Source organism: Arthrobacter sp. Y3224055, from assembly GCF_059090825.1.
Window position 1 is genome coordinate 557,849 of sequence record NZ_JBNHGB010000001.1, and the last position, 21,141, is coordinate 578,989.

Annotated in this window: 19 protein-coding genes; 13 read left to right on the plus strand and 6 right to left on the minus strand. The window is 69.9% G+C overall.

The annotated features are described in order from the left end of the window. Positions 1 to 61: 61 nt before the first annotated feature. Complete coding sequence (locus tag AC5RTY_RS02705; protein WP_494000746.1) at positions 62 to 1,111, minus strand: DMT family transporter; 1,050 nt, start codon at positions 1,109 to 1,111, stop codon at positions 62 to 64. A gap of 85 nt (positions 1,112 to 1,196) precedes the next feature. Here AC5RTY_RS02705 and AC5RTY_RS02710 point away from each other — a divergent pair, with 85 nt between their 5' ends. Continuing rightward, positions 1,197 to 1,970 carry a MerR family transcriptional regulator gene (locus tag AC5RTY_RS02710; RefSeq protein WP_494000747.1) on the plus strand — a complete coding sequence of 258 codons (774 nt, stop codon included), beginning with the start codon at positions 1,197 to 1,199 and terminating at the stop codon, positions 1,968 to 1,970. Positions 1,971 to 1,982: 12 nt separating this feature from the next. On the opposite strand, the gene AC5RTY_RS02715 is transcribed toward AC5RTY_RS02710, so the two are convergent. The 3 genes from AC5RTY_RS02715 to AC5RTY_RS02725 form a co-directional block, all read right to left on the minus strand. Beyond that, positions 1,983 to 2,882, minus strand: a complete 900-nt coding sequence (locus AC5RTY_RS02715; RefSeq protein ID WP_494000748.1) for a gamma-glutamyl-gamma-aminobutyrate hydrolase family protein — start codon at positions 2,880 to 2,882, stop codon at positions 1,983 to 1,985. Between the two features lie 4 nt (positions 2,883 to 2,886). Continuing rightward, a complete protein-coding gene (locus tag AC5RTY_RS02720) occupies positions 2,887 to 4,011 on the minus strand; it encodes a glutathione S-transferase family protein (RefSeq protein WP_494000749.1) in 1,125 nt (374 codons plus the stop codon). Positions 4,012 to 4,086: 75 nt separating this feature from the next. Beyond that, positions 4,087 to 5,706 (minus strand): PucR family transcriptional regulator, encoded by a 1,620-nt coding sequence (locus tag AC5RTY_RS02725; RefSeq protein WP_494000750.1) that lies wholly within the window; start codon positions 5,704 to 5,706, stop codon positions 4,087 to 4,089. A gap of 156 nt (positions 5,707 to 5,862) precedes the next feature. Here AC5RTY_RS02725 and AC5RTY_RS02730 point away from each other — a divergent pair, with 156 nt between their 5' ends. The 3 genes from AC5RTY_RS02730 (at position 5,863) to AC5RTY_RS02740 (ending at position 9,995) form a co-directional block, all read left to right on the plus strand. Further along, entirely contained in the window at positions 5,863 to 7,356 is a 1,494-nt protein-coding gene (locus AC5RTY_RS02730; RefSeq protein ID WP_494000751.1) for a CoA-acylating methylmalonate-semialdehyde dehydrogenase, read from the plus strand. Between the two features lie 12 nt (positions 7,357 to 7,368). After that, complete coding sequence (locus AC5RTY_RS02735) at positions 7,369 to 8,739, plus strand: aspartate aminotransferase family protein (RefSeq protein WP_494000752.1); 1,371 nt, start codon at positions 7,369 to 7,371, stop codon at positions 8,737 to 8,739. Between the two features lie 164 nt (positions 8,740 to 8,903). After that, positions 8,904 to 9,995 carry a GTP pyrophosphokinase gene (locus tag AC5RTY_RS02740; RefSeq protein ID WP_494000753.1) on the plus strand — a complete coding sequence of 364 codons (1,092 nt, stop codon included), beginning with the start codon at positions 8,904 to 8,906 and terminating at the stop codon, positions 9,993 to 9,995. 74 nt (positions 9,996 to 10,069) lie between these two features. Here AC5RTY_RS02740 and AC5RTY_RS02745 read toward each other — a convergent pair whose 3' ends face one another. Together AC5RTY_RS02745 and AC5RTY_RS02750 are read right to left on the minus strand one after the other, a co-directional pair. Continuing rightward, a complete protein-coding gene (locus AC5RTY_RS02745; protein WP_494000754.1) occupies positions 10,070 to 11,311 on the minus strand; it encodes an MFS transporter in 1,242 nt (413 codons plus the stop codon). 134 nt (positions 11,312 to 11,445) lie between these two features. Next, complete coding sequence (locus AC5RTY_RS02750; RefSeq protein ID WP_494001306.1) at positions 11,446 to 12,495, minus strand: iron-siderophore ABC transporter substrate-binding protein; 1,050 nt, start codon at positions 12,493 to 12,495, stop codon at positions 11,446 to 11,448. Positions 12,496 to 12,748: 253 nt separating this feature from the next. On the opposite strand from AC5RTY_RS02750, the gene AC5RTY_RS02755 reads away from it, so the two are divergent. From AC5RTY_RS02755 to AC5RTY_RS02795, 9 genes are all read left to right on the plus strand, one after another. Beyond that, positions 12,749 to 14,461, plus strand: coding sequence for an amidohydrolase (locus AC5RTY_RS02755; RefSeq protein WP_494138929.1), 1,713 nt, complete (start codon positions 12,749 to 12,751; stop codon positions 14,459 to 14,461). Beyond that, the gene (locus tag AC5RTY_RS02760) at positions 14,458 to 15,894 is read left to right on the plus strand and encodes an NAD(P)/FAD-dependent oxidoreductase (protein ID WP_494000756.1); all 1,437 of its coding nucleotides are present in this window, start codon (positions 14,458 to 14,460) and stop codon (positions 15,892 to 15,894) included. Before AC5RTY_RS02755 ends, AC5RTY_RS02760 begins: the two co-directional genes overlap by 4 nt. A gap of 12 nt (positions 15,895 to 15,906) precedes the next feature. Continuing rightward, on the plus strand, positions 15,907 to 17,385 hold the full coding sequence (locus tag AC5RTY_RS02765) for a gamma-aminobutyraldehyde dehydrogenase (RefSeq protein WP_494000757.1): 1,479 nt from the start codon (positions 15,907 to 15,909) through the stop codon (positions 17,383 to 17,385). A 145-nt stretch (positions 17,386 to 17,530) separates the two neighbouring features. Continuing rightward, the gene (locus tag AC5RTY_RS02770) at positions 17,531 to 18,043 is read left to right on the plus strand and encodes a methylated-DNA--[protein]-cysteine S-methyltransferase (protein ID WP_494138930.1); all 513 of its coding nucleotides are present in this window, start codon (positions 17,531 to 17,533) and stop codon (positions 18,041 to 18,043) included. Between the two features lie 47 nt (positions 18,044 to 18,090). Beyond that, positions 18,091 to 18,615, plus strand: coding sequence for an RNA polymerase sigma factor (locus tag AC5RTY_RS02775; protein ID WP_494129064.1), 525 nt, complete (start codon positions 18,091 to 18,093; stop codon positions 18,613 to 18,615). After that, on the plus strand, positions 18,612 to 19,244 hold the full coding sequence (locus tag AC5RTY_RS02780) for a methylated-DNA--[protein]-cysteine S-methyltransferase (protein ID WP_494129065.1): 633 nt from the start codon (positions 18,612 to 18,614) through the stop codon (positions 19,242 to 19,244). Before AC5RTY_RS02775 ends, AC5RTY_RS02780 begins: the two co-directional genes overlap by 4 nt. Continuing rightward, the gene (locus AC5RTY_RS02785) at positions 19,241 to 19,906 is read left to right on the plus strand and encodes an alpha-ketoglutarate-dependent dioxygenase AlkB family protein (protein ID WP_494129066.1); all 666 of its coding nucleotides are present in this window, start codon (positions 19,241 to 19,243) and stop codon (positions 19,904 to 19,906) included. Before AC5RTY_RS02780 ends, AC5RTY_RS02785 begins: the two co-directional genes overlap by 4 nt. Positions 19,907 to 19,997: 91 nt before the next feature. Continuing rightward, positions 19,998 to 20,600: a DNA-3-methyladenine glycosylase I gene (locus tag AC5RTY_RS02790; protein WP_494025273.1), complete on the plus strand. Its 603-nt coding sequence runs from the start codon at positions 19,998 to 20,000 to the stop codon at positions 20,598 to 20,600. A 145-nt stretch (positions 20,601 to 20,745) separates the two neighbouring features. Beyond that, complete coding sequence (locus AC5RTY_RS02795) at positions 20,746 to 21,138, plus strand: universal stress protein (protein ID WP_494012935.1); 393 nt, start codon at positions 20,746 to 20,748, stop codon at positions 21,136 to 21,138. The last annotated feature ends 3 nt before the right edge of the window (positions 21,139 to 21,141 follow it).

Below are 21,141 nucleotides of genomic sequence, written 5' to 3' on the forward strand. Positions count from 1 at the left end.
CCGCCCGCGGCACCGGCCTTCCTGACGTGCGCTGCCGGTCCGCCCGCGGCGCCCGACCTACCTAGCGAACGCGGCCGGAACGGCGTGCGCGGCCGGAACGGGCAGCAATCAGCAGCCCGGCGCCCGTCAGCCCGATGCCCACCAGCGTCTGCGGCCCGACCGCGCTCCCCGCGGAGGGCCAGAAGAGATCCAACACCAGCGCACCCACCAGTTGCCCGCCGATCACCGTCAGTGTGGTCAGCAGCACGCCGGTGCTGGCCACCGCGACGGTGCCGGCGGCCAGGATCAAGGTTCCGAGCGGCCCGCCCAGGTACAGCCACCAGTCGCCGGTGATCAGGTCGGTTCGCCCGGTCATCAGCGCCTGGGCGGCCCAGACCGCCAGCAGGGCGACCGTCCCCACCCCGAAGTTCAGCAGCGTGGAAATCACCGGGCTGCCGTGTGCCGCGCCGACCTGGCCGAGAACGCCTTGCTGCACGCTCTGCATCAACCCGGCCACCAGCGGGATCAGCATGAACAGTACGAGCAGCCCCGCGGTCCTTGACGTTCCGAGGTGGGCGCTGGCGGCAATGAGCGAGGCCAGGAAAGCCAGCGCCGCGCCGGCGAACCTGGCGCCGCTGACCGCGATTTTCCGTCCGGCCCCGATCCCCCACCGGTCCATCAGGAGGCCGGAAGCCATTTGGCCGGACACAATGGCGATGGTGAACAGCGACAACCCGATCGGCCCGACGGTGGCCGCCTGGGCGAACACGTAGAAGGCGCCGACCAACCCGGCCCCCAGGTACCAGCGCGGATAGGCCCGCTGCCGCAGGAGCCGGGGAACGGCGCGCAGCTTGCCCCGCACCGACGGGTGCACGAGTGTGAAGAGCAGAACGGCCGCCAACCCGGTACCGAAACTGACCAGGGCCGCTCCCACCTGGTCCCCCAGCTCGATGCCCAACTGGCTGTTGAGGCGGCTCTGCATGGCCAGTCCGACCCCTGCCAACGACGCCAGGAACAACGCCAGCGGCGCTGATATCCGAATGCCTTGGCGGTGCGCCACGTTCTGCCCGCCGGGCGGGGAGGCACCGCCGCCGGGGCCTCGGGGAGAATCTGCGGGCCGGTCGGTGTGCACCTGCCGATGCTATCCCGGACGGCCAGGGAACCGCCGCACCGGACCACTTGACCTTGCCGCTGCGTCAAGCTCCATAGTGGTTGCCATGGGAACAGCACCGCAGGTTGGACGGGGCGAATACTCGATCCAGGAGGTCGCCAAGGCGGCGGGAACAACCAGCAGAACCCTCCGGCATTACCAGGACATTGGCCTGCTTGAGCCGAGCCGTATCGGCCACAACGGCTACCGCTATTACGACGACGGAGCCCTCCTTCGGTTGCAGCGCATTTTGTTGCTGCGGGAGCTCGGGTTGGGGCTGCCGGAGATCGGCAAGGTGTTCGAGGGCACCCGGGACGCGTCGGCCGCCCTGCGCGTTCACCTGGAACTGCTCCTGCAGGAGCGCGATCGCCTGGAACGGCAGATCGCCTCCGTCAAGACCACCATCGACAAGACAGAAAGGGGTGAGGATCTCGTGGCCAGTGAAATGTTCGACGGATTCGACCACACGCAGTACAAGCAGGAGGTCGAAGAGCGCTGGGGCAAGGATGCGTATGCCAAGGGCGACAAGTGGTGGCGCGGGATGTCCGACGCGGAGCGGAAGGCTTGGACGGAACGGTCCCGCCAGCTGATGGCCGACTGGGTCGCGGCCAGCCAGGCCGGGGTAGCCGCCCACAGCGCGGAGGCTCAGGCCCTGGCGCAGCGCCAGTTCGACTGGCTTTCCAGTGCCAACGGCGGCCAGCAGGTGTCCTACGGTTACTTCACCGGTCTGGGCGAGATGTACGTGGCCGACCCGCGGTTCGGCGCCAACTACGGCGGCGAGGCCGGCGCGTCTTTCGTGCGGGATGCCATGAAGGCCTACGCCGAGAGGCATTTGGCTTAGTGCCGGCCCCTGTCAGCCCAGGCCGGCGGTCGTCTTCCGGCACGCCTCGACGAAGGGCTTGAGCAGCGCCTGTAACTGCCCTTCGGGCGACCCGGGTTCTTCGGGGTGCCACTGGACCGCCAGCAGCCAGCCTTCATCGGGGCGGGCGAGTTCCACGGCTTCCACCACGCCGTCGGCCGCAGTGGCCACGACGCGGAGCCGGTCACCCAACCGGCGCACCGCTTGGTGATGGCCGGACTGGACCGCGACTTCGCCGGTGCCGAGCGCCGCCGCCAGCAGGCTGTCGGGGGCAATCCGCACCGGATGGCTGGCCATGGGCGGCTGCGGCCGATGTATCTTGTGGAACGACTCCGGGCCCAGATCCTCAAAGAGGGTGCCGGCGAAGGCGACGTTGATCAGCTGGAGTCCGCGGCAGATGCCGAGGACCGGCCGGCCGTTGGCAATAGCCCCCTTGACCAGGTCGATCTCGGTCTCGTCGGCGGCCGTGTCCACGCCGTGGACGGTTTTTTCGTCGGTGTCGCCGCCGTAGCGGGCCGGGTCCACGTCCCCGCCGCCCAGGATGACCACGCCGTCATAGTCGAGCGCGCTGAAGACGTGGCCCGACGCGGAATTCACGACGACGGGATTCGCGCCGGCGGCTTCCAGGCCTGCGGCCGCGTGCCGGGCCAGAGAGGCCAGGACGTCAGAGAACCAGACGGGATGCGACGCGGCGTCCCGGGCGTAGCTGACGGCAATGCGGGGCCGGGCGGTGCGGTGGCCGGAACGGCCGGCGTCGCGCGGCTCGGCGCGGGCTACGCCCGCGGGGCCGTCATCGAGGGCGCCCGCGTCGAGGCGGACGCCGCCCGCGGGGCGGTCCTCGACGGTCCCCGCGCCCAGGCGGGCACCGCCGTCGTCATGCACCCCGCGGGACATGCTGCTAAGCGGGGTAGAGCGGGTTGTGGCCGGCGGTGACACGTTCGGATTCGCGCACCGGACCCGGTGCGGTGCCGTCCCCGAAGGGGCTGCCGCCGAGGGCCTCGCGGCCGTGATCGGTCAGCCAGCCGGAGAGCTCGGGGCCCTGCGGGACGATCCGGGTGGGATTGATGTCCTCGTGCACGATGTAATAGTGCTGCTTGATCTGCACGAAGTCGGTGGTGTCGCCGAAGCCCGGGGTCTGGAAGAGGTCACGGGCGTAGCCCCACAGCGCGGGCATCTCGGTCAGCTTGTTCCGGTTGCACTTGAAGTGGCCGTGGTAGACCGCGTCGAAGCGGGCCAGCGTGGTGAAGAGGCGGACGTCGGCTTCGGTAATCGTGTCGCCCATCAGGTAGCGCCGGCTGGTGAGGCGCTCCTCGAGCCAGTCCATGGCCGCCCAGAGCCGGTCGTAGGCGGCGTTGTAGGCTTCCTGCGACCCGGCGAAACCGCAGCGGTAGACGCCATTGTTGACCTCGGTGTAGATGCGCTTGATGACCGGCTGCATCTCCTCGAGTTTGTCGGCCGGCAGCAGGTCCGGCGCGCCCTCGCGGTGGTGCTCCTTCCACTCGGTGGAGAAGTCCAGGGTCATCTGCGGGTAATCATTGGTGACGACGGCGCCGCTCGCCTCGTCCACGATGGCCGGCACGGTGATGCCGCGGGGGTAGTCCGGGAAGCGCTTGAAGTAGTTCTCCTGCAGGCGCTCGGTGCCCAAAACCGGGTCCCGGCCGCCGGGATCCAGGTCAAAGGTCCAGGAACGGGCGTCGTGGGTGGGGCCGGGCAGGCCGAGTGAAATGGCGTCCTCGAGCCCGAGCAGGCGCCGGACGATGATGGCGCGATTGGCCCAGGGGCAGGCGCGGGCGGCGACCAGGCGGTAGCGGCCGGCCTCAACCGGCCAGGCTTTGGCGCCGTCGCCGAGGCCGCCGTTCGGGTTGCCGATGGTGCCGCCGGTCGGCCCGTCCGAGGCACGCACGGCATCGGGATCGGCCACGATCCGGTCCTCGATGTAGTTCGTGTCCCGGTCGAACTCTTCGCCGCTGTGGACGTAGGCGCCCTTGGTGCTGAACTCCGCCGTGTCGCTGCTCTGGCTCATGCCTCCACCATATCGGCCGGTCGGCCACCGCTGGCAAGGGTTCGCTGCCGGCCTAGCCTGCGCCGGGCCGGTCGGTCATCCGCGCATCCTGTGCAGCAGCAGGGCCACGTGCAGCGACGTCCGCGACTCGGCGTCCTCGAGCGGGACGCCGAGCTGCTCCTGCAGGCGCGCCAGCCTCGCATAAAGCGTGGGGCGGCTGAGGTAACCGTCGCGCGCGAGCCGGGCCTTGTTGCCACCGGCCTCCAGGTACCGCTGCAGCAGGTCCAGGGCGTCGCGGTCGTGGGCGACGGCGGCGAGTTCGGCGTCGGCGAAGGCGGCCACGCGCGGATCGTCGCGCAGCAGGGAGAGCACGCCGCGCAACCGGACGTCCGAAGACCGGTAGAACCGTTTGCCGGTGCCGAGCCCGGCCGCGGCCTCGGCCACATGTGCCGCTTCGTCCATCCCCGCGGCAGCGGCCAGCAGCTCCTGCCGGCCGCGGCCAACCCCCACGGTCCAGTCGGGGCTGGTCTGCTCGGCCAACTGGCCGCACAGCCGTTCCAGCACGGGGTCTTCCAGCTGCCTGGCCGGCACCGAGACCAGCAGCCCGATGGAGCCGGCCTGCAGGCTGGCTGCCAGCACCGACACCCGGGCGGCCGCGGCCACACTGTTCAGCAAGTCCAGCAGCGCCCGCTCCCGCCGCTGCAGTTCGATCGGTTCTTCGGCGGCAGGCCGCGCCAGCTGGAACACCACCGGCAGGTAGACCGGAGCGGACGCCAGCCCCAGGGCCGCAGCTCGGGCCAGGGCCTCGGGCTCTTCCAGTGCGCCGGGCCGGCGGAGTTCGTGCAGCAGGCCGGAGCGGGCCTGATGGGCAAGTTCGCGCTGGTCCCGTTCCGCCATGCGGTTGATGGTCAGGGCCTGGCCGGCCCGTTCCAGCACCATGGCGGCGTCGGCGTCGGCGGTTTCGGCAGTCCCGTCCGCCCGCCCGCCGGCCAACGGTTCGCCTGCCACCGGCACCACGAGGCGGCCCCAGCGCTGGCCGCGCAGTCCCACCGGCGCCTGCAGCCAGCCTGCCGAGCCGGCACGGGCCGTCTCCTCGCGATAGTGCACCAGGCGCGAGCGTTCGGCCCAGCCGTCGAGCAGTTCCGAAGCAGGCATGCCGGCCGGGGCGAAAGCGAGCACCAGATGGGCCACGTCTTCCAGCACCACGGGAGCATTGATCAGTTCGGCGGCCCGGGCCACAATCTCCTCCGGCGGGGCGTTCTCCAGGCTGAGCATGGTGAAAACCTCGTGCACCTGGCGCGATCGCTCCAGCTGCGCCAGCTGTCCGGCCACCAGCATGCGGTGCACCACCTCGGTGACCTCCACAAATCGGATGCGGCGGGTCACCAGGATGACCGGCAGGCCGGCGGTGCGGCCGGCCTCGCGCAGTGCGGCGGCGGCCCGGGGCCTCTGGGCGGTGATTTCGACGATGACGGCGGCGGCCCCTGCCGCTGCCAGCTCGGCGAGGTAGCGGGTGGCTTCGGCGGCGGAGTCCTCGAACGCCAGGCCGGTGGTCAGGACCAGCTCGCCGCCCTCCAGGAGGCCGGCAAGGCTCCGCAACTCGGCCACGTGGACCCAGCGGACGGGCGAGGCCAAGGCGTCGGCGCCCGAGAGGACCTCGGGTTCGCCGGCCCGCACCACCTCGAGGTCGAGTACGTCCCGCACGCTCAGCTGCATTGACACAGTGTAAGCCCCAACGCGTATCTTCCGACAGAGTGTCAGTGGCACGGGCGGACGGGGCACCCGAGGATAGGGGAAGACCCATCGCACGTGTCCCCGTTCACTTCCTGGCCGGGGGCCAAGTGCGGGCAACAACTCGAAACAAGGAGAACCATGCAGACCATCCAGCACTGGATCCAGGGGACCTACACGGCCCCGCAGCCCGACAGCCGACTCGGCGACGTGAGCAACCCGGCCACCGGCAAAGTCTCCGCCCGCGTCGCCCTCGCCAGCACCGCCGTCGTCGATCAAGCGGTGCAGGCGGCGGCGGCAGCGTTCCCGGCCTGGCGCGACACGTCGCTGGCCCGCCGCATGCAGATCCTGTTCAACTTCCGCGAGCTGCTGAACGCGCGCAAGGGCGAACTGGCCGCCATCATCACCGCCGAACACGGCAAGGTGCTGGACGACGCGCTCGGCGAGGTGTCGCGCGGGCAGGAGGTTGTGGAATTCGCCTGCGGCATCCCGCACCTGCTGAAGGGCGGCTACACGGAGAACGCCTCCACCAAAGTGGACGTGCACTCGATCCGGCAGCCGGTGGGGCCGGCGGCGATCATCTCCCCCTTCAACTTCCCCGCGATGGTACCCATGTGGTTCTTCCCGGTGGCGATCGCCAGCGGCAACACCGTGGTTTTGAAGCCCAGCGAAAAGGACCCCACGGCCGCCAACTGGATGGCCGAGCTGTGGAAGGAAGCCGGGCTGCCCGACGGCGTCTTCAACGTGGTGCACGGCGACAAGGAAGCCGTGGACGCCCTGCTGGAGCACCCCGAGATCAAGTCCGTTTCCTTCGTCGGATCGACGCCGATCGCCCGCTACGTGTATGAGCGCGGCACGGCCTCCGGCAAGCGGGTGCAGGCGCTGGGCGGGGCCAAGAACCACATGCTCGTGCTCCCCGATGCCGACCTGGACCTTGCCGCGGATGCCGCGGTGAACGCCGGCTACGGCGCGGCCGGCGAGCGCTGCATGGCGATCTCCGCGGTGGTGGCAGTGGAGTCCGTCGCGGACGAACTGGTGGCCAAGATCGCCGAGCGGACCGCAAAGCTGCGCGTGGGCGACGGCCTGCGCGGCACGGACATGGGCCCCCTGATCACGGCGGCTCACCGGGACAAGGTGGCCGGCTACATCACGGCAGGCGTTGAAGCAGGCGCCGAACTGGTGTTGGACGGGCGCAGCGTGGAGCCGGATGCGGAGGGCGACGGCTTCTTCCTGGCCCCGACGCTGTTCGACCGGGTGACACCGGAGATGTCCATCTACACGGATGAGATCTTCGGACCGGTCCTGTCGGTGGTGCGGGTGCCGGGCTACGACGAAGGGCTGGCGCTGATCAACGGGAATCAGTACGGCAACGGCACGGCGATTTTCACCAACGACGGCGGTGCCGCCCGCCGCTTCGAGAACGAGGTGCAGGTGGGTATGGTGGGGATCAATGTGCCGATCCCGGTGCCCATGGCGTACTACTCGTTCGGCGGCTGGAAGAACTCGCTGTTCGGTGACAGCCATGCGCATGGTTCCGAGGGCGTGCACTTCTTCACCCGCGGCAAGGTTGTGACCTCGCGCTGGCTGGATCCGAGCCACGGCGGCATCAACCTCGGCTTCCCGCAGAACATCTAGGAGGAGAGAGCCATGACCACCACCACAGGCACACCGTTGAGCCCGGCGGAACTGGAAGCCGGCCGCCGCGCCTATCAGCTGGACCGGCAGCATGTGTTCCATTCCTGGTCCGCCCAGGAACAGATCACGCCCATGGTTGTCACCCGGGCGGAGGGGTCCTGGGTCTGGGACGGCGAGGGCAACCGGCTGCTGGACTTCTCCTCGCAGCTGGTCAACACCAATATCGGCCACCAGCATCCCAAGGTGGTCGCGGCCATCCAGGAGCAGGCCGGGCTGCTGTGCACCGTGGCACCCCAGCATGCAAACGCCGCCCGGTCCGAGGCCGCGCGCCTGATCGCCGAGCTGACCCCCGGGGACCTGAACCGGGTCTTCTTCACGAACGGCGGCGCGGACGCCGTGGAGCACGCGGTCCGGATGGCCCGGCTCCACACCGGCCGCTACAAGGTGCTTTCCGCCTACCGCTCCTACCACGGCGGGACGGCGCTGGCGGTCAACATCACCGGCGACCCGCGGCGGGTGGCGAACGACTACGGCAACGCCGGCACGGTCCACTTCCACGCACCCTTCCTGTACCGCAGCCAGTTCCACTCCGCGGACGAGGCGCAGGAATGCCAGCGCGCGCTGGAACATCTGGAAACCACGATCCAGCTGGAGGGCGCCGACCGCTTTGCCGCGATCATTTTGGAGTCCATTCCGGGAACGGCGGGGATCATGGTGCCCCCGCCCGGCTACCTCCAGGGTGTCCGCGAGCTGGCGACCAAATACGGGATCGTGTTCATCGCCGACGAGGTGATGGCCGGGTTCGGCCGTGCCGGCAAGTGGTTCGCCATCGACCACGCCGGCGTGGTGCCGGACCTGCTCACCTTCGCCAAGGGCGTGAACTCCGGCTACGTGCCGCTGGGCGGCGTGGCGATCTCCGAGGAGATCTACGCGACCTTCGCCCACCGCGCGTACCCCGGCGGGTTGACCTATTCCGGGCACCCGCTGGCCTGCGCCGCGGCGGTGGCCACGATCAACGCGATGCGGGACGAGAAGATGGTCGAGCATGCAGCGGACCTGGGCACCACGGTGTTCGGCCCGGGGCTTGCCGAGCTGGCGGCCAAGCACCCGTCGGTCGGCGAGGTCCGCGGCGTCGGGGCCTTCTGGGCGGTGGAACTGGTGCGCGACCGGGCCACGCGCGAGCCGCTGGCGCCGTACGGTTCCTCCAGCCCGGAGATGAACGAGCTGATCGCGGCCTGCAAGTCCCGTGGGCTGCTGCCGTTCGCCAACTTCAACCGGATCCATGTTGTGCCGCCGCTGAACATCAGTGCGGAGGATGCGCGCACCGGCCTGGCCGTCCTGGACGAGGTGCTGGAGCTGGCGGACACGCACGCGGCGGGCTGAGCGGGCGCGGCGGGCGCGCCGGGGCTATGCGCGTTCGCCGCGGGCCTGCCGGGACGGGCCGCGGCCTGCGGTCCGCTCCCGGCATCCTGCGGATACGTTCCGCGGCCGCTGTCTTGGTAGGTTGTTCACTTACCGCATGAAGCTACCGCAGGAGAGCCAGGAGCATGGGCATGCATTGGGATCGGTTGGATGAGCAACTGCGCCCGCAGGTGGAAGCCAGCACGGCGCACTACGAGCGGGTTCGCCCGGCGTTGGAAACGGTCACCTCGCAGCTGCAGTCGGACATCCGCAACATCTTCCGCACCGCCGAACTCACGCCGCTGTTCGTCACGGCCCGGACCAAGAGCGTGGAGTCTTTCCGCGACAAGGCGTCGCGGATGCTCCAGCCGGCCGAACCCGGCGGCGCCCCGGCGCTGGAATTCCCCGATCCGCTGCGCGAAATCCAGGATCTGGTGGGCGTGCGGGTGATCGTCAGCCTGCCGCACCAGATCCGGCAGGCCGCAGCGTTGATCAAGCGCCAGCGCAGCGACTTCGACTGCCGTGCCGACCGGGAGAAGGATATCGGCTCGATCGAGTCAGGCACCTATGGGTACGCCAGCCGACACCTGATCCTGCGCACGCTGCAGAACAACGCGGTGAAGGCGTACCAGCAGGCCCTGGGTGAACCTGCCCGCGCCACCGGCAGCTACCTCTTCGAAGTACAAATCCGTACGATCCTTTCGCACGCCTGGTCGGAATTGGAGCACGATATCCGCTTCAAGTCCGCTGACCCGCGTGCCTGGAGCCCCTATTTCGACCGCCAGTTCACGGCCACGGCCGCCATGCTGGAAGCGGTCGAATCGGCCTTCGCCGAACTCCACGATCGCTACGAAACCGTCACCGGCTACTGGGACGAAGAGGGCGAAGGCGCCGCGCCGCTGACCCCCCGCCGGGTCCGCGAGGTCTGGCAGACCCTGCTGCCGCACGTGGACCGCAAGTCCGACGACGACTGGGGCTGGGCGGCGGAGCTGCTGGCGGCGCACGGCCTGAAGACCACGACCGAGCTGGCGGCCTTGCTGAATCCGGAAACCATCACGGATGTCCGCGCCGCCCTGGAACACCGCTACTCCCCCGGACCGGACCGCCTGCTGGACGATCTGCTGCTGTGGCGCTTCGGCCGCCGCCACATCGAGCTCACCGCCGGCGAGGACGAGCACCGGCGCGAGTCGCTGCAGCGCCGGTTCCGGCAGCTGGAGACCTACCGCCAGGGCATGTAGGCGGCCGCCCGACAGGTCGCTTGCCCGTTCACCCGGCCGGCGCTGCGGGGCTCAGGCGGCCGGCGCTGCGGGGCTCACGCGGCCGGCGCTGTGGGGCTCACCGGGGTGAAGGCGAAGCGGTCCCGTCCAACCAGCAGCCCGATGGCCGCCTGCGCCACGGCAATCAGGCACAGCAGCGCCAGGGAGGTTTCCCAAGCCCCGGTGGCGGCGAAGAGCCCGCCGAAAATCGGCGGACCGGCGGCGGCCAGCAGGTAGCCGATCGACTGGGCCATCCCGGAGAGGGCGCCGGCTTCGCGGTGGGTGCGGGTGCGCAAGCCGAAGAGCGAGAGCGCGGTGACCAGGGAACTGCCGCAGCCGAAGCCCGCCACCAGCACCCAGAACAGCATGACCTGCGGCATCAGCATCATGCCCAGGCCGCCTGCCACCACCACCAGGGGCGGCAGCGAGGCGGCCAGGCGCTGGGTCGGCCCGCGCAGGGCAACGGGGGTCAGCAGGCTGGATACCACGCCGATCAGCTGGAACAACATGAGGTCCCAGCCGGAGGCCAGGTCCCCGCGGCCGTGAAAACGTTCCAGAGTGGGCAGCCACGTGATGAGAATGTAGAAGGTCATCGACTGCAACCCCATGTACACCGTCACATGCCAGGCGAGGCCGGACTTCCACACCGAACCGCGCACCAGCGCCGGGGCCGCGGCGGCGGCACGGGCCCGCTCTTCGGCCGCGGTGCCGCCGCGCAGGCGGGGAAGCCACAGCAGCACGGCCGGCACCGCCAGCACCACGAACGCCGCCAGGGCGAAGCGCCAGCCGGCCGGTCCGCCGCCCACCGGAAGGAGCGCCAGCGGCACCGCCAGGCCGGCGCCGAGGGAGGCGCAGCCGCCCAGCACCGCCGAATAGGCGCCGGTCAGCGAGGCCATCCGTTCCGGGAAGTCCCGCTTGAGCAGCGCGGGCAGCATCACGTTGCAGACGGCGATGGCCGCACCGACCAGGAAGGTGCCGATCCACAAATTCGCGATGGCGCCCGGAACCGGCCGCAGGAACGTCCCGGCCACCAACAGCATCAGGGCCCCGAAAACCGTGCGCTCGACGCCGAACTTCTCGCTCAACCCGTGCGCCAGCGGGGACACCGCGCCGAAGGCCAGCAGCGGGATCGCGGCGAGCACGCCCAGGGCGGTGGTGCCCAGTCCCGTGTCCGCGCCGATCTGGTCCAGCAGCGGGCCCACGCTGGTCAGCACCGGGCGCAGGTTGGCTGCCACCAGCAGGATGCCGGCGATCAGCAGCCCGGCGGACAACGACTGGCTGGTCCCGCGGGTCTTCACCGCCCCACCCCTTCCGCGTTAGGCAATCTCCGGAAACCTTATGCGACGGGACAGGCAAAGGGGCACCCCCGGCACTGCTCACGCTGCGCGGAGCGTGGCCCCTCGCCGTCGTCCTGGGGATCGGCGGCCGCGGGCTACTTGGCGGCGGCGGCGTCAGCCGCGTCAGCGGCCTCGGCGAGCATGGGCAGGAAGGTATCCAGCGCCCACGGCAGGCTCAGCGGCGACGCGGCGGAAATGGACAGGGTCAGCGTATTGTCCGAGTCCGCCACCAGCGCGCCGTCCTTAATCGCCGGGATCTGGCCCAGCAGCGGGTCCTTGGTGATTTGCCGGGCGGTCTTGTCGTCCGGCACCCAGGTCACGAACACATCGGATTCCAGTTCGTTGGCCTTCTCGGCCGACCAGGGAATGAAGAACTCGTCGGAGCCGGCGGTGGCCTCGGTGACAACATCCGCCTGGACCATGCCGATGCTGGTGAGGAACTTGGGCCGGTTGTCGTTGGCGGTGTAGACGTTCACGCCGTCGCCCTTGGCCGGTTCCAGGTTGCCGTAAATAAAGCTCTTGCCAGCCAGCTGCGGGTACTCCGCGGCCTTGGCCACGATCGTCTGCTCGGTGTCGGCCACCAGATCCTCGGCAGCCGCACTGCGCCCGAGCGCCTGACCGATCAGCCGGGTGGAGTCCTGCCAGTCCGTGCCGTAGGGAGTCTCCGGGTAAGCGACGACCGGGGCAATCTTGCTGAGCGTGTCGTAGTCCTCCTGGGTCAACCCGGAGTAGGCGGCAAGGATGACGTCCGGGGCCAGCTCGGCAATCTCGTCAAAGGCGATGCCGTCCGCCTCGGAATACAGGGTGGGCGCATTCTCGCTGCCGATCGCGGTGCCCAGCTCCTCCAGCTTGGCGTCCCGCCACGGGGTGGACCCGTTCTCGTTTCCGCCCCAGTCTTCCTTGGGCATGCCGACCGGAACCACGCCCAGCGCCAGCGACACATCGGAATTAACCCAGGACACGGTGGCCACGCGTTCGGGCTGCTCCTCGATCACCGTCTCGCCGAAGGCGTGTTCCACCGTCACCGGGAACTGGTCCGACGCCGCGGCCGACGGGCCGCCCTCGGAACCTCCGCCCGCGGGACCGGTGGAACAGGCGGTCAGGGACATCAGGACGACGGCGGCGGCGGCAGCCAATCCGCGCATGCGTGAAAGGGCCAACTCGGGCCTCCTCGGATCAAGGAACGGGAACAAAAGTAAGGGTAGCCTACGCTCACGCGGATTAAGCAACTACTTCGTTGCGTATTTCGACGCCGGAGCTCCCGGGCTGCCGGCAAAGCCGGACCGGCGCCGTCACGTACCGGGGAACCGGGCCAAAACCGTTGACAAAGGGACCCGGCCACTGTGTCATAAGTGAAACCCATTCATTTCCGGCATCCGCCGGGTCAGAGGAGCGGCCATGGCGGCGGACTGGATCTTTCACTCCGGCAGGATCTTCGATGGACGCCGCCTGCTGCCCGGAACCCCGGCGGTTGCTGTCACGGGCGGGGTAATCACCGCCATCGGAACGGACGCCGAAGCCCGGGCGGCGGCGGGACCTCATGCCACCGTCGTGGACCTGCGCGGCCGACTGCTGGCGCCCGGCTTCACGGACGCCCACGTCCATGCCGTGATGGGCGGGATGGAACGGTTGGGGTGCGACCTGTCCCTGTGCGCGGGTGCCGACGAGGTGCTGGCCCGGATAGCCGCGTGCGCCTCCTCCACCGACGGGGGGTGGATCACCGGCGGCGGCTGGCACAAGGCGGATTTTCCGGGCGGCTATCCGACCCGGCAGGCGCTGGATGCGGTGGTCCCGAACCGCCCCGTCTATCTGGTCAACGCGGACCACCACAGCGCCTGGGTCAACAGCCGCGCGCTCGAGTTGGCCGGCATCGATGCCGCCACCCCCGACCCGACAGACGGCCTGCTGGAGCGCGATGCCTTCGGAAACCCGGCCGGAACCCTGCACGAAGGTGCCATGGACCTGGTCAACCGGGTCATCCCGCGGGCGACGGTCGAGGACATGCGGGCCGGCTTGCTGGAGGCCCAGCGCTACCTCCACTCGGTAGGCGTCACCGGATGGCAGGAAGCGATCCTGGGCGACTACGCCGGTTATCCGGAGGCCAGCGCCGCGTACCGGGCCTTGTTGGACGAGGGCCTGCTGACCGGCGGCGCCGCCGGAGCCCTTTGGGTGCCGCGGAGCACCAGCCTGGCCACGGTCCCCGCCTTGGTCGCAGACTTCATCGCCCGCCGGGAGCAAAATGCGGCGGCCGGTTTCCGCACCACCAGCGCCAAGATCATGGTGGACGGGGTGCCGGAGAACCGGACCGCCGCCATGTTGGAGCCGTACCTGCAGCCCTGCTCCTGTGCCGGCGCGGCGGGACACGAAGGCCCTGCCGCCGCGGGCAACGCGGCGGACGGTCCGTCGGCGGGCCGTGGGCTGACCTATCTTCCCGAGGACGTTCTGGTGGCAGTGGTGACGGCGCTGGATGACGCCGGATTCGACCTGCATCTGCATGTAATCGGCGACCGTGCCGTGCGGGAGGGACTCGACGCCGTCGAGCATGCCCGGCGCGCGAACGGCCCCGGCAGCGGCCGGCACCACATGGCGCATCTGCAGATCATCCACCCAACCGACGTCGCCCGTTTCGGCGAACTCGACGTCACCGCGAACCTGCAGGCGCTCTGGGCCTGCAACGATGCCCAGATGCGCGAGCTGACCGTGCCGCTGATCGGCGAGGAACGGGCCGGCTGGCAGTACCCGTTCGCCTCCCTGGCCGCCTCCGGCGCCCGGCTCGCGATGGGCTCGGACTGGCCGGTGTCCAGCCCGGATCCTTGGCAGGCCATCCACGTGGCGGTGAACCGCCGGCACCCGGACGACGGCTCCGACGGGCCGCTGCTTCCGGGCGAGGCGCTGTCCCTGCAGGCCGCGCTGGCCGCCTATACCTCCGGCTCGGCGTGGCTGAACCGCGAGGACGACGCCGGCCGCATTGCTCCCGGAGCGCCGGCCGACCTGGCCGTGCTGACCCTCGACCCGTTCAGCCTGCCCCCGGAGGAACTGCACACCGTCGGCACCGATTTGACACTGGTGGCCGGCCAACCGGTTTTCGAACGGCAGGGGGCGCCGGCATGAAAACGTTCTACGACCGTGCCGAAGAGCAGATCCCGGCCGCACGCCTCGACGCCGCCTTGGCCGGGGCGTCCCCGACGCCGTTCTGGCTGGATGATCCCTCGCGCCCCGCACCGCTGTCGTCCTTGCGCGGCACGGTAACGGCGGACCTGGCGGTGGTCGGCGGCGGCTACACGGGCTTGTGGACCGCGCTGCTGGCCAAGGAGCGCGACCCGGACCGCTCGGTGGTGCTTTTGGAGGGCAATCGCATCGGCTGGGCCGCGTCCGGCCGCAACGGCGGCTTCTGCGAGGCCAGCCTGACCCATGGGAGCGCGAACGGGCAAAGACACCTCCCGGGCGAAAACGAACTGCTGGACAAGCTCGGTTTGCAGAACCTGGACGAGATCGAAGAGAGCCTGGCCCGGTACGGGATCGACGCCGGCTTTGAACGCACCGGCACGCTGTCCGTGGCCACCGAAGAGCACCACGTCGGCTGGCTTGCCGAGGAGGCCGCCGAGGACCCCTCGCTCGAGTTCCTCGACCAGGCCGCCGTCCAACAGCAGGTGGCCTCCCCCGCCTACCGGGCAGGGTTGCGGGACCGGCGGGGAACGGCGATGGTGCACCCCGCGAAACTCGCCTGGGGGCTGCGCGACGCCTGCCTGCGCGCCGGCGTCGAGATGTATGAACACACGCCGGCACGCTCCCTGTCCCGGCGGGCGGGGTCCATCCTGCTGCGCACCGACGCCGGCTCCGTGGCCGCCGGACGCGTCGCGCTGGCGACCAATGCCTTCCCGTCGCTGCTGGCGCGCACCCGGCTGCATACCGTCCCGGTGTACGACTACGCGTTGATGACGGAACCGCTGACCGGCGGGCAACGGGAATCGCTGGGCTGGTCCGAGCGGTTCGGCATCGCCGACAACGACAACCGTTTCCATTACTACCGGCTGACCACCGACGCCGACGGGCAGGACCGGATGCTGTTCGGCGGCTACGACGCCGTCTACCACTACGGCAGGTCGCTCCGGCACGGCTACGACCACCGCCCGGAAACGTACCGCCGCCTCGCCGCCCACTTCGCCGCCACTTTCCCGCAACTGGCCGACGTGCGCTTCAGCCACGCCTGGGGCGGTGCCATCGATACCTGCAGCCGCTTCTTCTCCTTCTTCGACACCGCCTACGCCGGCCGGGTGGCCTATTGCGCCGGCTTCACCGGCTTGGGCGTGGGAGCGTCGCGCTTCGGCGCCAACGTGATGCTGGACCTGCTGTCGGGCCGGCCGACCGAACGGACGGAGCTGGAGCTGGTGCGGCGGAAGCCGCTGCCGTTCCCGCCCGAGCCGCTCGCCTGGCTCGGCATCAAACTCACCACCGCCGCCCTGATCCGCGCCGACCGCAACCGGGGACGACGCGGCCCCTGGTTGAAAGCCATGGACGCCGCCGGCATGGGCTTCGACTCGTAAAGGAGACAAAGGATGCACCAGTACATTAACGGCGGACTTCGCGAGGGCCGCGGAGAACGCGTTACGCGCGTGAACCCGGCCACTGGCGAGGCTGCTGAGGCCATCGCCTATGCCTCCGGGGCCGACGTGGACGACGCCGTGGCGGCGGCCAAGACCGCCTTCCCGGCCTGGGCCGGCGCGACGCCCGCGGAACGTTCCGAGGCCCTGCTGAAGCTGGCGGCCGAACTGGACCGCAGGGCCGCGGAACTGGCGGCGGTGGAGACCGCGCAGACCGGCAAGAGCATCCGCCTGGCCACCGGATTCGACGTTCCCGGGACGGTCGACAACGCGGCGTTCTTCGCGGGCGCGGCGCGCCAGTTGCAGGGAGTGGCGGCCGGTGAATACGGCACCGGCGGCACCTCGATGATCCGGCGCGAGCCGATCGGCGTGGTGGGTTCCGTGGCGCCGTGGAACTACCCGCTGCAAATGGCCGCGTGGAAGATCCTTCCGGCGATCGCCGCCGGCAACACCATTGTGCTCAAGCCCTCCGAGCTCACGCCTGGCACCAGCCTGATCTTCGCCGAAGCCGCTGCCGCGGCCGGAATACCGGACGGCGTGGTCAACATTGTCACCGGCAGCGGCCGGGAAGCGGGCGAGGCTCTGGTGACCCACCCGGATGTGGCCATGACGTCCTTCACCGGCTCCACCGCCGTCGGACGCCGCATCATGGCGCTGGCCGCGGCGCGGGGGAACCGCGTGCACCTGGAGCTGGGCGGCAAGGCACCGTTCGTGGTGTTCGACGACGCGGACCTGGAAGCCGCCGCGCACGGGGCGGTGGCCGGCTGCACCATCAACGGCGGCCAGGACTGCACCGCCGCCACCCGGGCGTACATCCAGCGGCCGCTGTTCGACGCTTTCACCGCACGGGTCGCCGAGCTGATGGAACTGGTAGTGGTGGGCGACCCGACCGACGATGCCACCGACATGGGCTCCCTGATCAGCCGAGCCCACCGGGACAAGGTGGCGGGTTTCGTGGACCGGGCGCGGGACGCGGGGGCGAAGATCCTGGCCGGCGGCGCGGCTCCCGGCGCCGACCTGGCGGACGGCGCCTACTACCGGCCCACGCTGGTCAGCGGCATCGGGCAGGACGCGGAAATAGTCCGCGAGGAGGTCTTCGGCCCGGTGCTGACCGCGATCCCGTTCGACACCGACGGCGAGGGCCTCGCACTGGCCAATGACACCCAGTACGGGCTGGCTGCCTCCGCGTGGACCAGCAGCCTGGCCCGTTCGCTGCGCGCATCGGCCGAGATCCAGGCCGGCTGCGTCTGGATCAACGACCACATCCCGATCGTCTCCGAAATGCCGCACGGCGGGTACAAGGCGTCCGGTTTCGGCAAGGACATGTCCGCCTATTCGCTGGAGGACTACACGAACATTAAACACGTGAGCATGGGCAGCGACCCGGCCGCGCACAAGGAATGGCAGGACACCGTGTTCCGCTACCGCGGCTGATCGGCACCCGGCGGCACGCCGTCGCGGAGACACGTCGTCCTGGGCTGCCGCCGCCCGTAGGAAGCGGGAACAGTAGCGCGGGGCTCACCTTAACGCGCGCCGGAACGTCTGCACGGGAGAGAATGAAAGCGGACGAAGGAGCGCCATGACCCGCGTGCACACCCTCATCGACACCCCGCTTGGGGAACTGACGGCCGTCGCCGAGGACGGGTCGCTGACCGCGCTCTACTTCCCGGGCCACAAGCGGCTGCCGGCTGCCGACACGTTCGGCGAGCGCACCGCCGTCGGCCGCGAAGCAGTCTTTGCAGCAGCCTCTGCGCAACTGGACGAGTACTTTGCCGGCGGGCGCAGGGAGTTCGACCTGCCCCTGGCGCCGAAGGGCGACCCCTTCAAGCAGAAGGTGTGGGCCCTGCTGCGTCACATCCCCTACGGCCAGGTCCGCTCCTACGGCCAGCTGGGGGCCGAGCTGGGCGACCCGCACCTGGCCCAGGCCGTCGGCCATGCCAACGGCCAGAACCCGCTGTCCATCGTGGTGCCGTGCCACCGGGTGGTCGGAGCGGACGGATCGCTGGTGGGTTATGCCGGCGGGCTGGAACGGAAACGCTTCCTGCTGGAGCTGGAAGAGCCGGCGGACCAGAAAGCGGGCAAGCTTTTCTGATGCCCGCCTCACGGAATGCGCCCCGCGGGCGTCTACAGGGTGTGCAGATGAAACCCTTCGAGCAACTGGTCAGCGACCACGGCGCCACGGTGCTGCGCGTCTGCCGGGTGGTGCTGGGCCCCGGGCCGGACGCCGAGGATGCCTGGTCGGAGACCTTCCTGTCCGCGCTCAGGGCCTATCCGGGGCTGCCCGCCGCCGCGAACCATGAGGCCTGGCTGGTCACCATCGCCCACCGCAAGGCCATCGACGTGGTCCGGCGGCGGGAGCGCGCTCCGGTGCCGGCAGGGTATCTGCCCGAGTCGCCGTCGACGTTGGGAATCCCCGGGAATGACGACGACGAACTGCACCAGGCCGTCGCTGGCCTGCCCCTGAGGCAGCGCGAAGCGGTCGCGCTGCATTACCTGGCCGGGTTGCCGTACGCCGAAGCCGCCGCACTGACCGGCTCCACCACCGGAGCCGTCCGCCGCGCGGCCGCCGACGGCATCGCCAAGCTGCGGGCGTCGTACCGCGGCGGCCGGGAGCAGGACGCGGGAGCGGCCGCACACCACGCGAGTGAAGGAGTTCTGCGATGACCAACGCACAATCGACGGCCCGGGCCGCCGCGCCCGGACCCGGGCTCGACGTGCTGACCCGCCTGGATCCGACGCTGCTGGAGCGGCTGCACACCAGGCTGGAACATGAGGCCGCCGCCGAAGGCACCCTCGACCTGGCCTACGCAACCGCCGACACGCCGCTGGGGCAGCTGCTGCTGGCCGCCACGGAGGAAGGACTGGTCCGCGTGGCCTTCGAGGGCGAAAACCACGATGCCGTGCTGGCCGGCCTGGCAGCCAGCGTCAGCCCCCGGATCCTGCATGCTCCGGCCCGGCTTGAGGCCGCCGCCCGGCAACTGGACGAGTACTTCGCGGGCCGGCGGCGCTCCTTCGACCTACCGCTGGACCGGCGGCTATCCAAGGGCTTCCGCGCGGAGGTGCTCAACCACCTGCCCGAGATCCCGTATGGCCGGACCGAGAGCTACGCGCAGGTGGCAGCCGCCGTCGGAAATCCCAAGGCCGTGCGCGCGGTGGGCAGCGCCTGCGCCACCAACCCGTTGCCCGTCGTCGTGCCCTGCCACCGAGTGCTCCGTTCGGACGGCGCCTTCGGCGGGTACCTGGGCGGGCCGGAGGCCAAGGCCTACCTGCTGGGGCTGGAGGCAGCGGCGTGAGCACACTGTTCGAGGACGCTCCGGCCGGCCCGCGCGAGATCGCGCCGGGCGCGGTGCATGTGCCCGGCTGGCTGGCCGTGGAGCAGCAGCGGGAACTGGTCGAAGCGTGCCGCGAATTTGGCCGCGGGCCGGTCCCCTACCGTGCCGCCAAGCTGCCGGGCGGCCACGAAATGAGCGTGCGGACGCTGTGCCTGGGCTGGCACTGGGCGCCGTACAAATACACCCGCACCGCAGACGACGTGAACGGCGCGCGCGTGCTGGAGTTTCCCGGCTGGCTGGCCGAGTGGGGCCGTCGGGCGCTGGCCGACGCATCGGGGGATCCGGCCGCGGCGCAAGGCTACGAGCCGGACACGGCCCTGATCAACTTCTACGACGACACCGCGAAGATGGGCATGCACCAGGACAAGGACGAACAGGCGGACTTCCCGGTGGTTTCGCTCAGCGTGGGCGACGACTGCCTGTTCCGCTTCGGCAACACCGAAACGCGGACCAAGCCGTACACGGACGTCCGTTTGCGCTCCGGCGACCTGTTCGTCTTCGGCGGACCGGCCCGGTTCGCCTACCACGGCGTGCCCAGGATCTACCCGGGCACGGCCGATCCCGCCTGCGGGCTGACCGGCGGCCGGCTGAACCTGACCATGCGGGTGACCGGCCTGACCTGAGGGTTCGCGGTTTTTTTACAGTATGAGGGACGGTTTCCACAGTAAGTGGGGCGGGCCTGCGGGCTGCGCCGCGGTAGGAGAGAATCGAATCATGGAGACAACCGCTTCCGGCGTAGTCCTCTGCGAGGACGGCCTGGCCCGGCCCACGTGGGCCGCCACGGATCCGCTGCTGCGCGAGTACTACGACACCGAATGGGGCATGCCCGTCCGCGGCGAGCAAGGCGTCTATGAGCGCATCACGTTGGAGGGCTTCCAGGCCGGGCTCTCCTGGGCCACGATCCTGCGCAAACGTCCCGCCTTCCGGCAAGCGTTCCATGATTTCCACGTGGATACCGTCGCCGCGTTCACCGAAGACGATGTCGAGGCGCTGATGCAGGACGCCGGAATCGTGCGGAACCGGGCAAAAATCCGCGCCGCCGTCACCAACGCGAAGGCCACCATCGACCTGCGCGCAGAAGGCGGCCTGAGCGACTTCGTCTGGTCGTTCCAGCCGAAGGAGACGCCCGCGCCGCGGCACATCCAGGACGTGCCCACCACATCGCCGGAGTCCGTCGCGCTGTCCAAGGCCCTGCGCAAGCGCGGCTTTGCCTTCGTCGGCCCCACCACCATGTTCGCCCTGATGGAAGCCATCGGCATGATCGACACCCACCTGGTGGACAGCCACCGCCGCGGCTCCTCCGGCATCTGGAACTGACACCGGCTTTCACAATCACTTCACGCATCCGCCGCACCGTGGGATGCGTGCCACAATGATGTGCACCCGCTGGCCTCGGGGAACCGGACGTGCATGTTCGACCTGGAGCCCGGCACCGCAGGAGTTATCCGGTAAGGAGAGCACGTTGACGATTCTTGTTGCCTACGCCCCGCGTCCCGAGGGCCGTGCGGCCCTGAGCAAGGGCATTCAAATGGCCACGCAGAACAATGAGAAGCTGGTGGTCGTCAACGCCAGTCCGGGCGGGGCGCAGAAGGACGAGTCGTTCTCGGACGCCCACGACGCGGCCTGGGTGCAGCAGGAACTGTACAATTCCGGCCTGCAGGCAGAGTTCAAGCAGTATGTCCGCGGCAAGGACGCCGTGGACGAGATCGTGGAACTGGTTGACGAGCTCTCGGTCTCGCTGCTGGTCATCGGCCTGCGCCGGCGCTCCCCGGTAGGCAAGCTGATCATGGGCAGCACCGCCCAGGAGATCCTGCTGACCGTCGACTGTCCGGTCCTGGCGGTCAAGGCCCGCTGACCC

Bases quoted from the DNA above. Each gene is read 5' to 3' on its own strand.
- AC5RTY_RS02710 (WP_494000747.1), top strand. From the start codon at position 1,197: ATGGGAACAGCACCGCAGGTTGGACGGGGCGAATACTCGATCCAGGAG.
- AC5RTY_RS02715 (WP_494000748.1), bottom strand. From the start codon at position 2,882: ATGTCCCGCGGGGTGCATGACGACGGCGGTGCCCGCCTGGGCGCGGGG.
- AC5RTY_RS02720 (WP_494000749.1), bottom strand. From the start codon at position 4,011: ATGAGCCAGAGCAGCGACACGGCGGAGTTCAGCACCAAGGGCGCCTAC.
- AC5RTY_RS02725 (WP_494000750.1), bottom strand. From the start codon at position 5,706: ATGCAGCTGAGCGTGCGGGACGTACTCGACCTCGAGGTGGTGCGGGCC.
- AC5RTY_RS02730 (WP_494000751.1), top strand. From the start codon at position 5,863: ATGCAGACCATCCAGCACTGGATCCAGGGGACCTACACGGCCCCGCAG.
- AC5RTY_RS02735 (WP_494000752.1), top strand. From the start codon at position 7,369: ATGACCACCACCACAGGCACACCGTTGAGCCCGGCGGAACTGGAAGCC.
- AC5RTY_RS02740 (WP_494000753.1), top strand. From the start codon at position 8,904: ATGGGCATGCATTGGGATCGGTTGGATGAGCAACTGCGCCCGCAGGTG.
- AC5RTY_RS02750 (WP_494001306.1), bottom strand. From the start codon at position 12,495: ATGCGCGGATTGGCTGCCGCCGCCGCCGTCGTCCTGATGTCCCTGACC.
- AC5RTY_RS02755 (WP_494138929.1), top strand. From the start codon at position 12,749: ATGGCGGCGGACTGGATCTTTCACTCCGGCAGGATCTTCGATGGACGC.
- AC5RTY_RS02760 (WP_494000756.1), top strand. From the start codon at position 14,458: ATGAAAACGTTCTACGACCGTGCCGAAGAGCAGATCCCGGCCGCACGC.
- AC5RTY_RS02765 (WP_494000757.1), top strand. From the start codon at position 15,907: ATGCACCAGTACATTAACGGCGGACTTCGCGAGGGCCGCGGAGAACGC.
- AC5RTY_RS02770 (WP_494138930.1), top strand. From the start codon at position 17,531: ATGACCCGCGTGCACACCCTCATCGACACCCCGCTTGGGGAACTGACG.
- AC5RTY_RS02775 (WP_494129064.1), top strand. From the start codon at position 18,091: ATGAAACCCTTCGAGCAACTGGTCAGCGACCACGGCGCCACGGTGCTG.
- AC5RTY_RS02780 (WP_494129065.1), top strand. From the start codon at position 18,612: ATGACCAACGCACAATCGACGGCCCGGGCCGCCGCGCCCGGACCCGGG.
- AC5RTY_RS02790 (WP_494025273.1), top strand. From the start codon at position 19,998: ATGGAGACAACCGCTTCCGGCGTAGTCCTCTGCGAGGACGGCCTGGCC.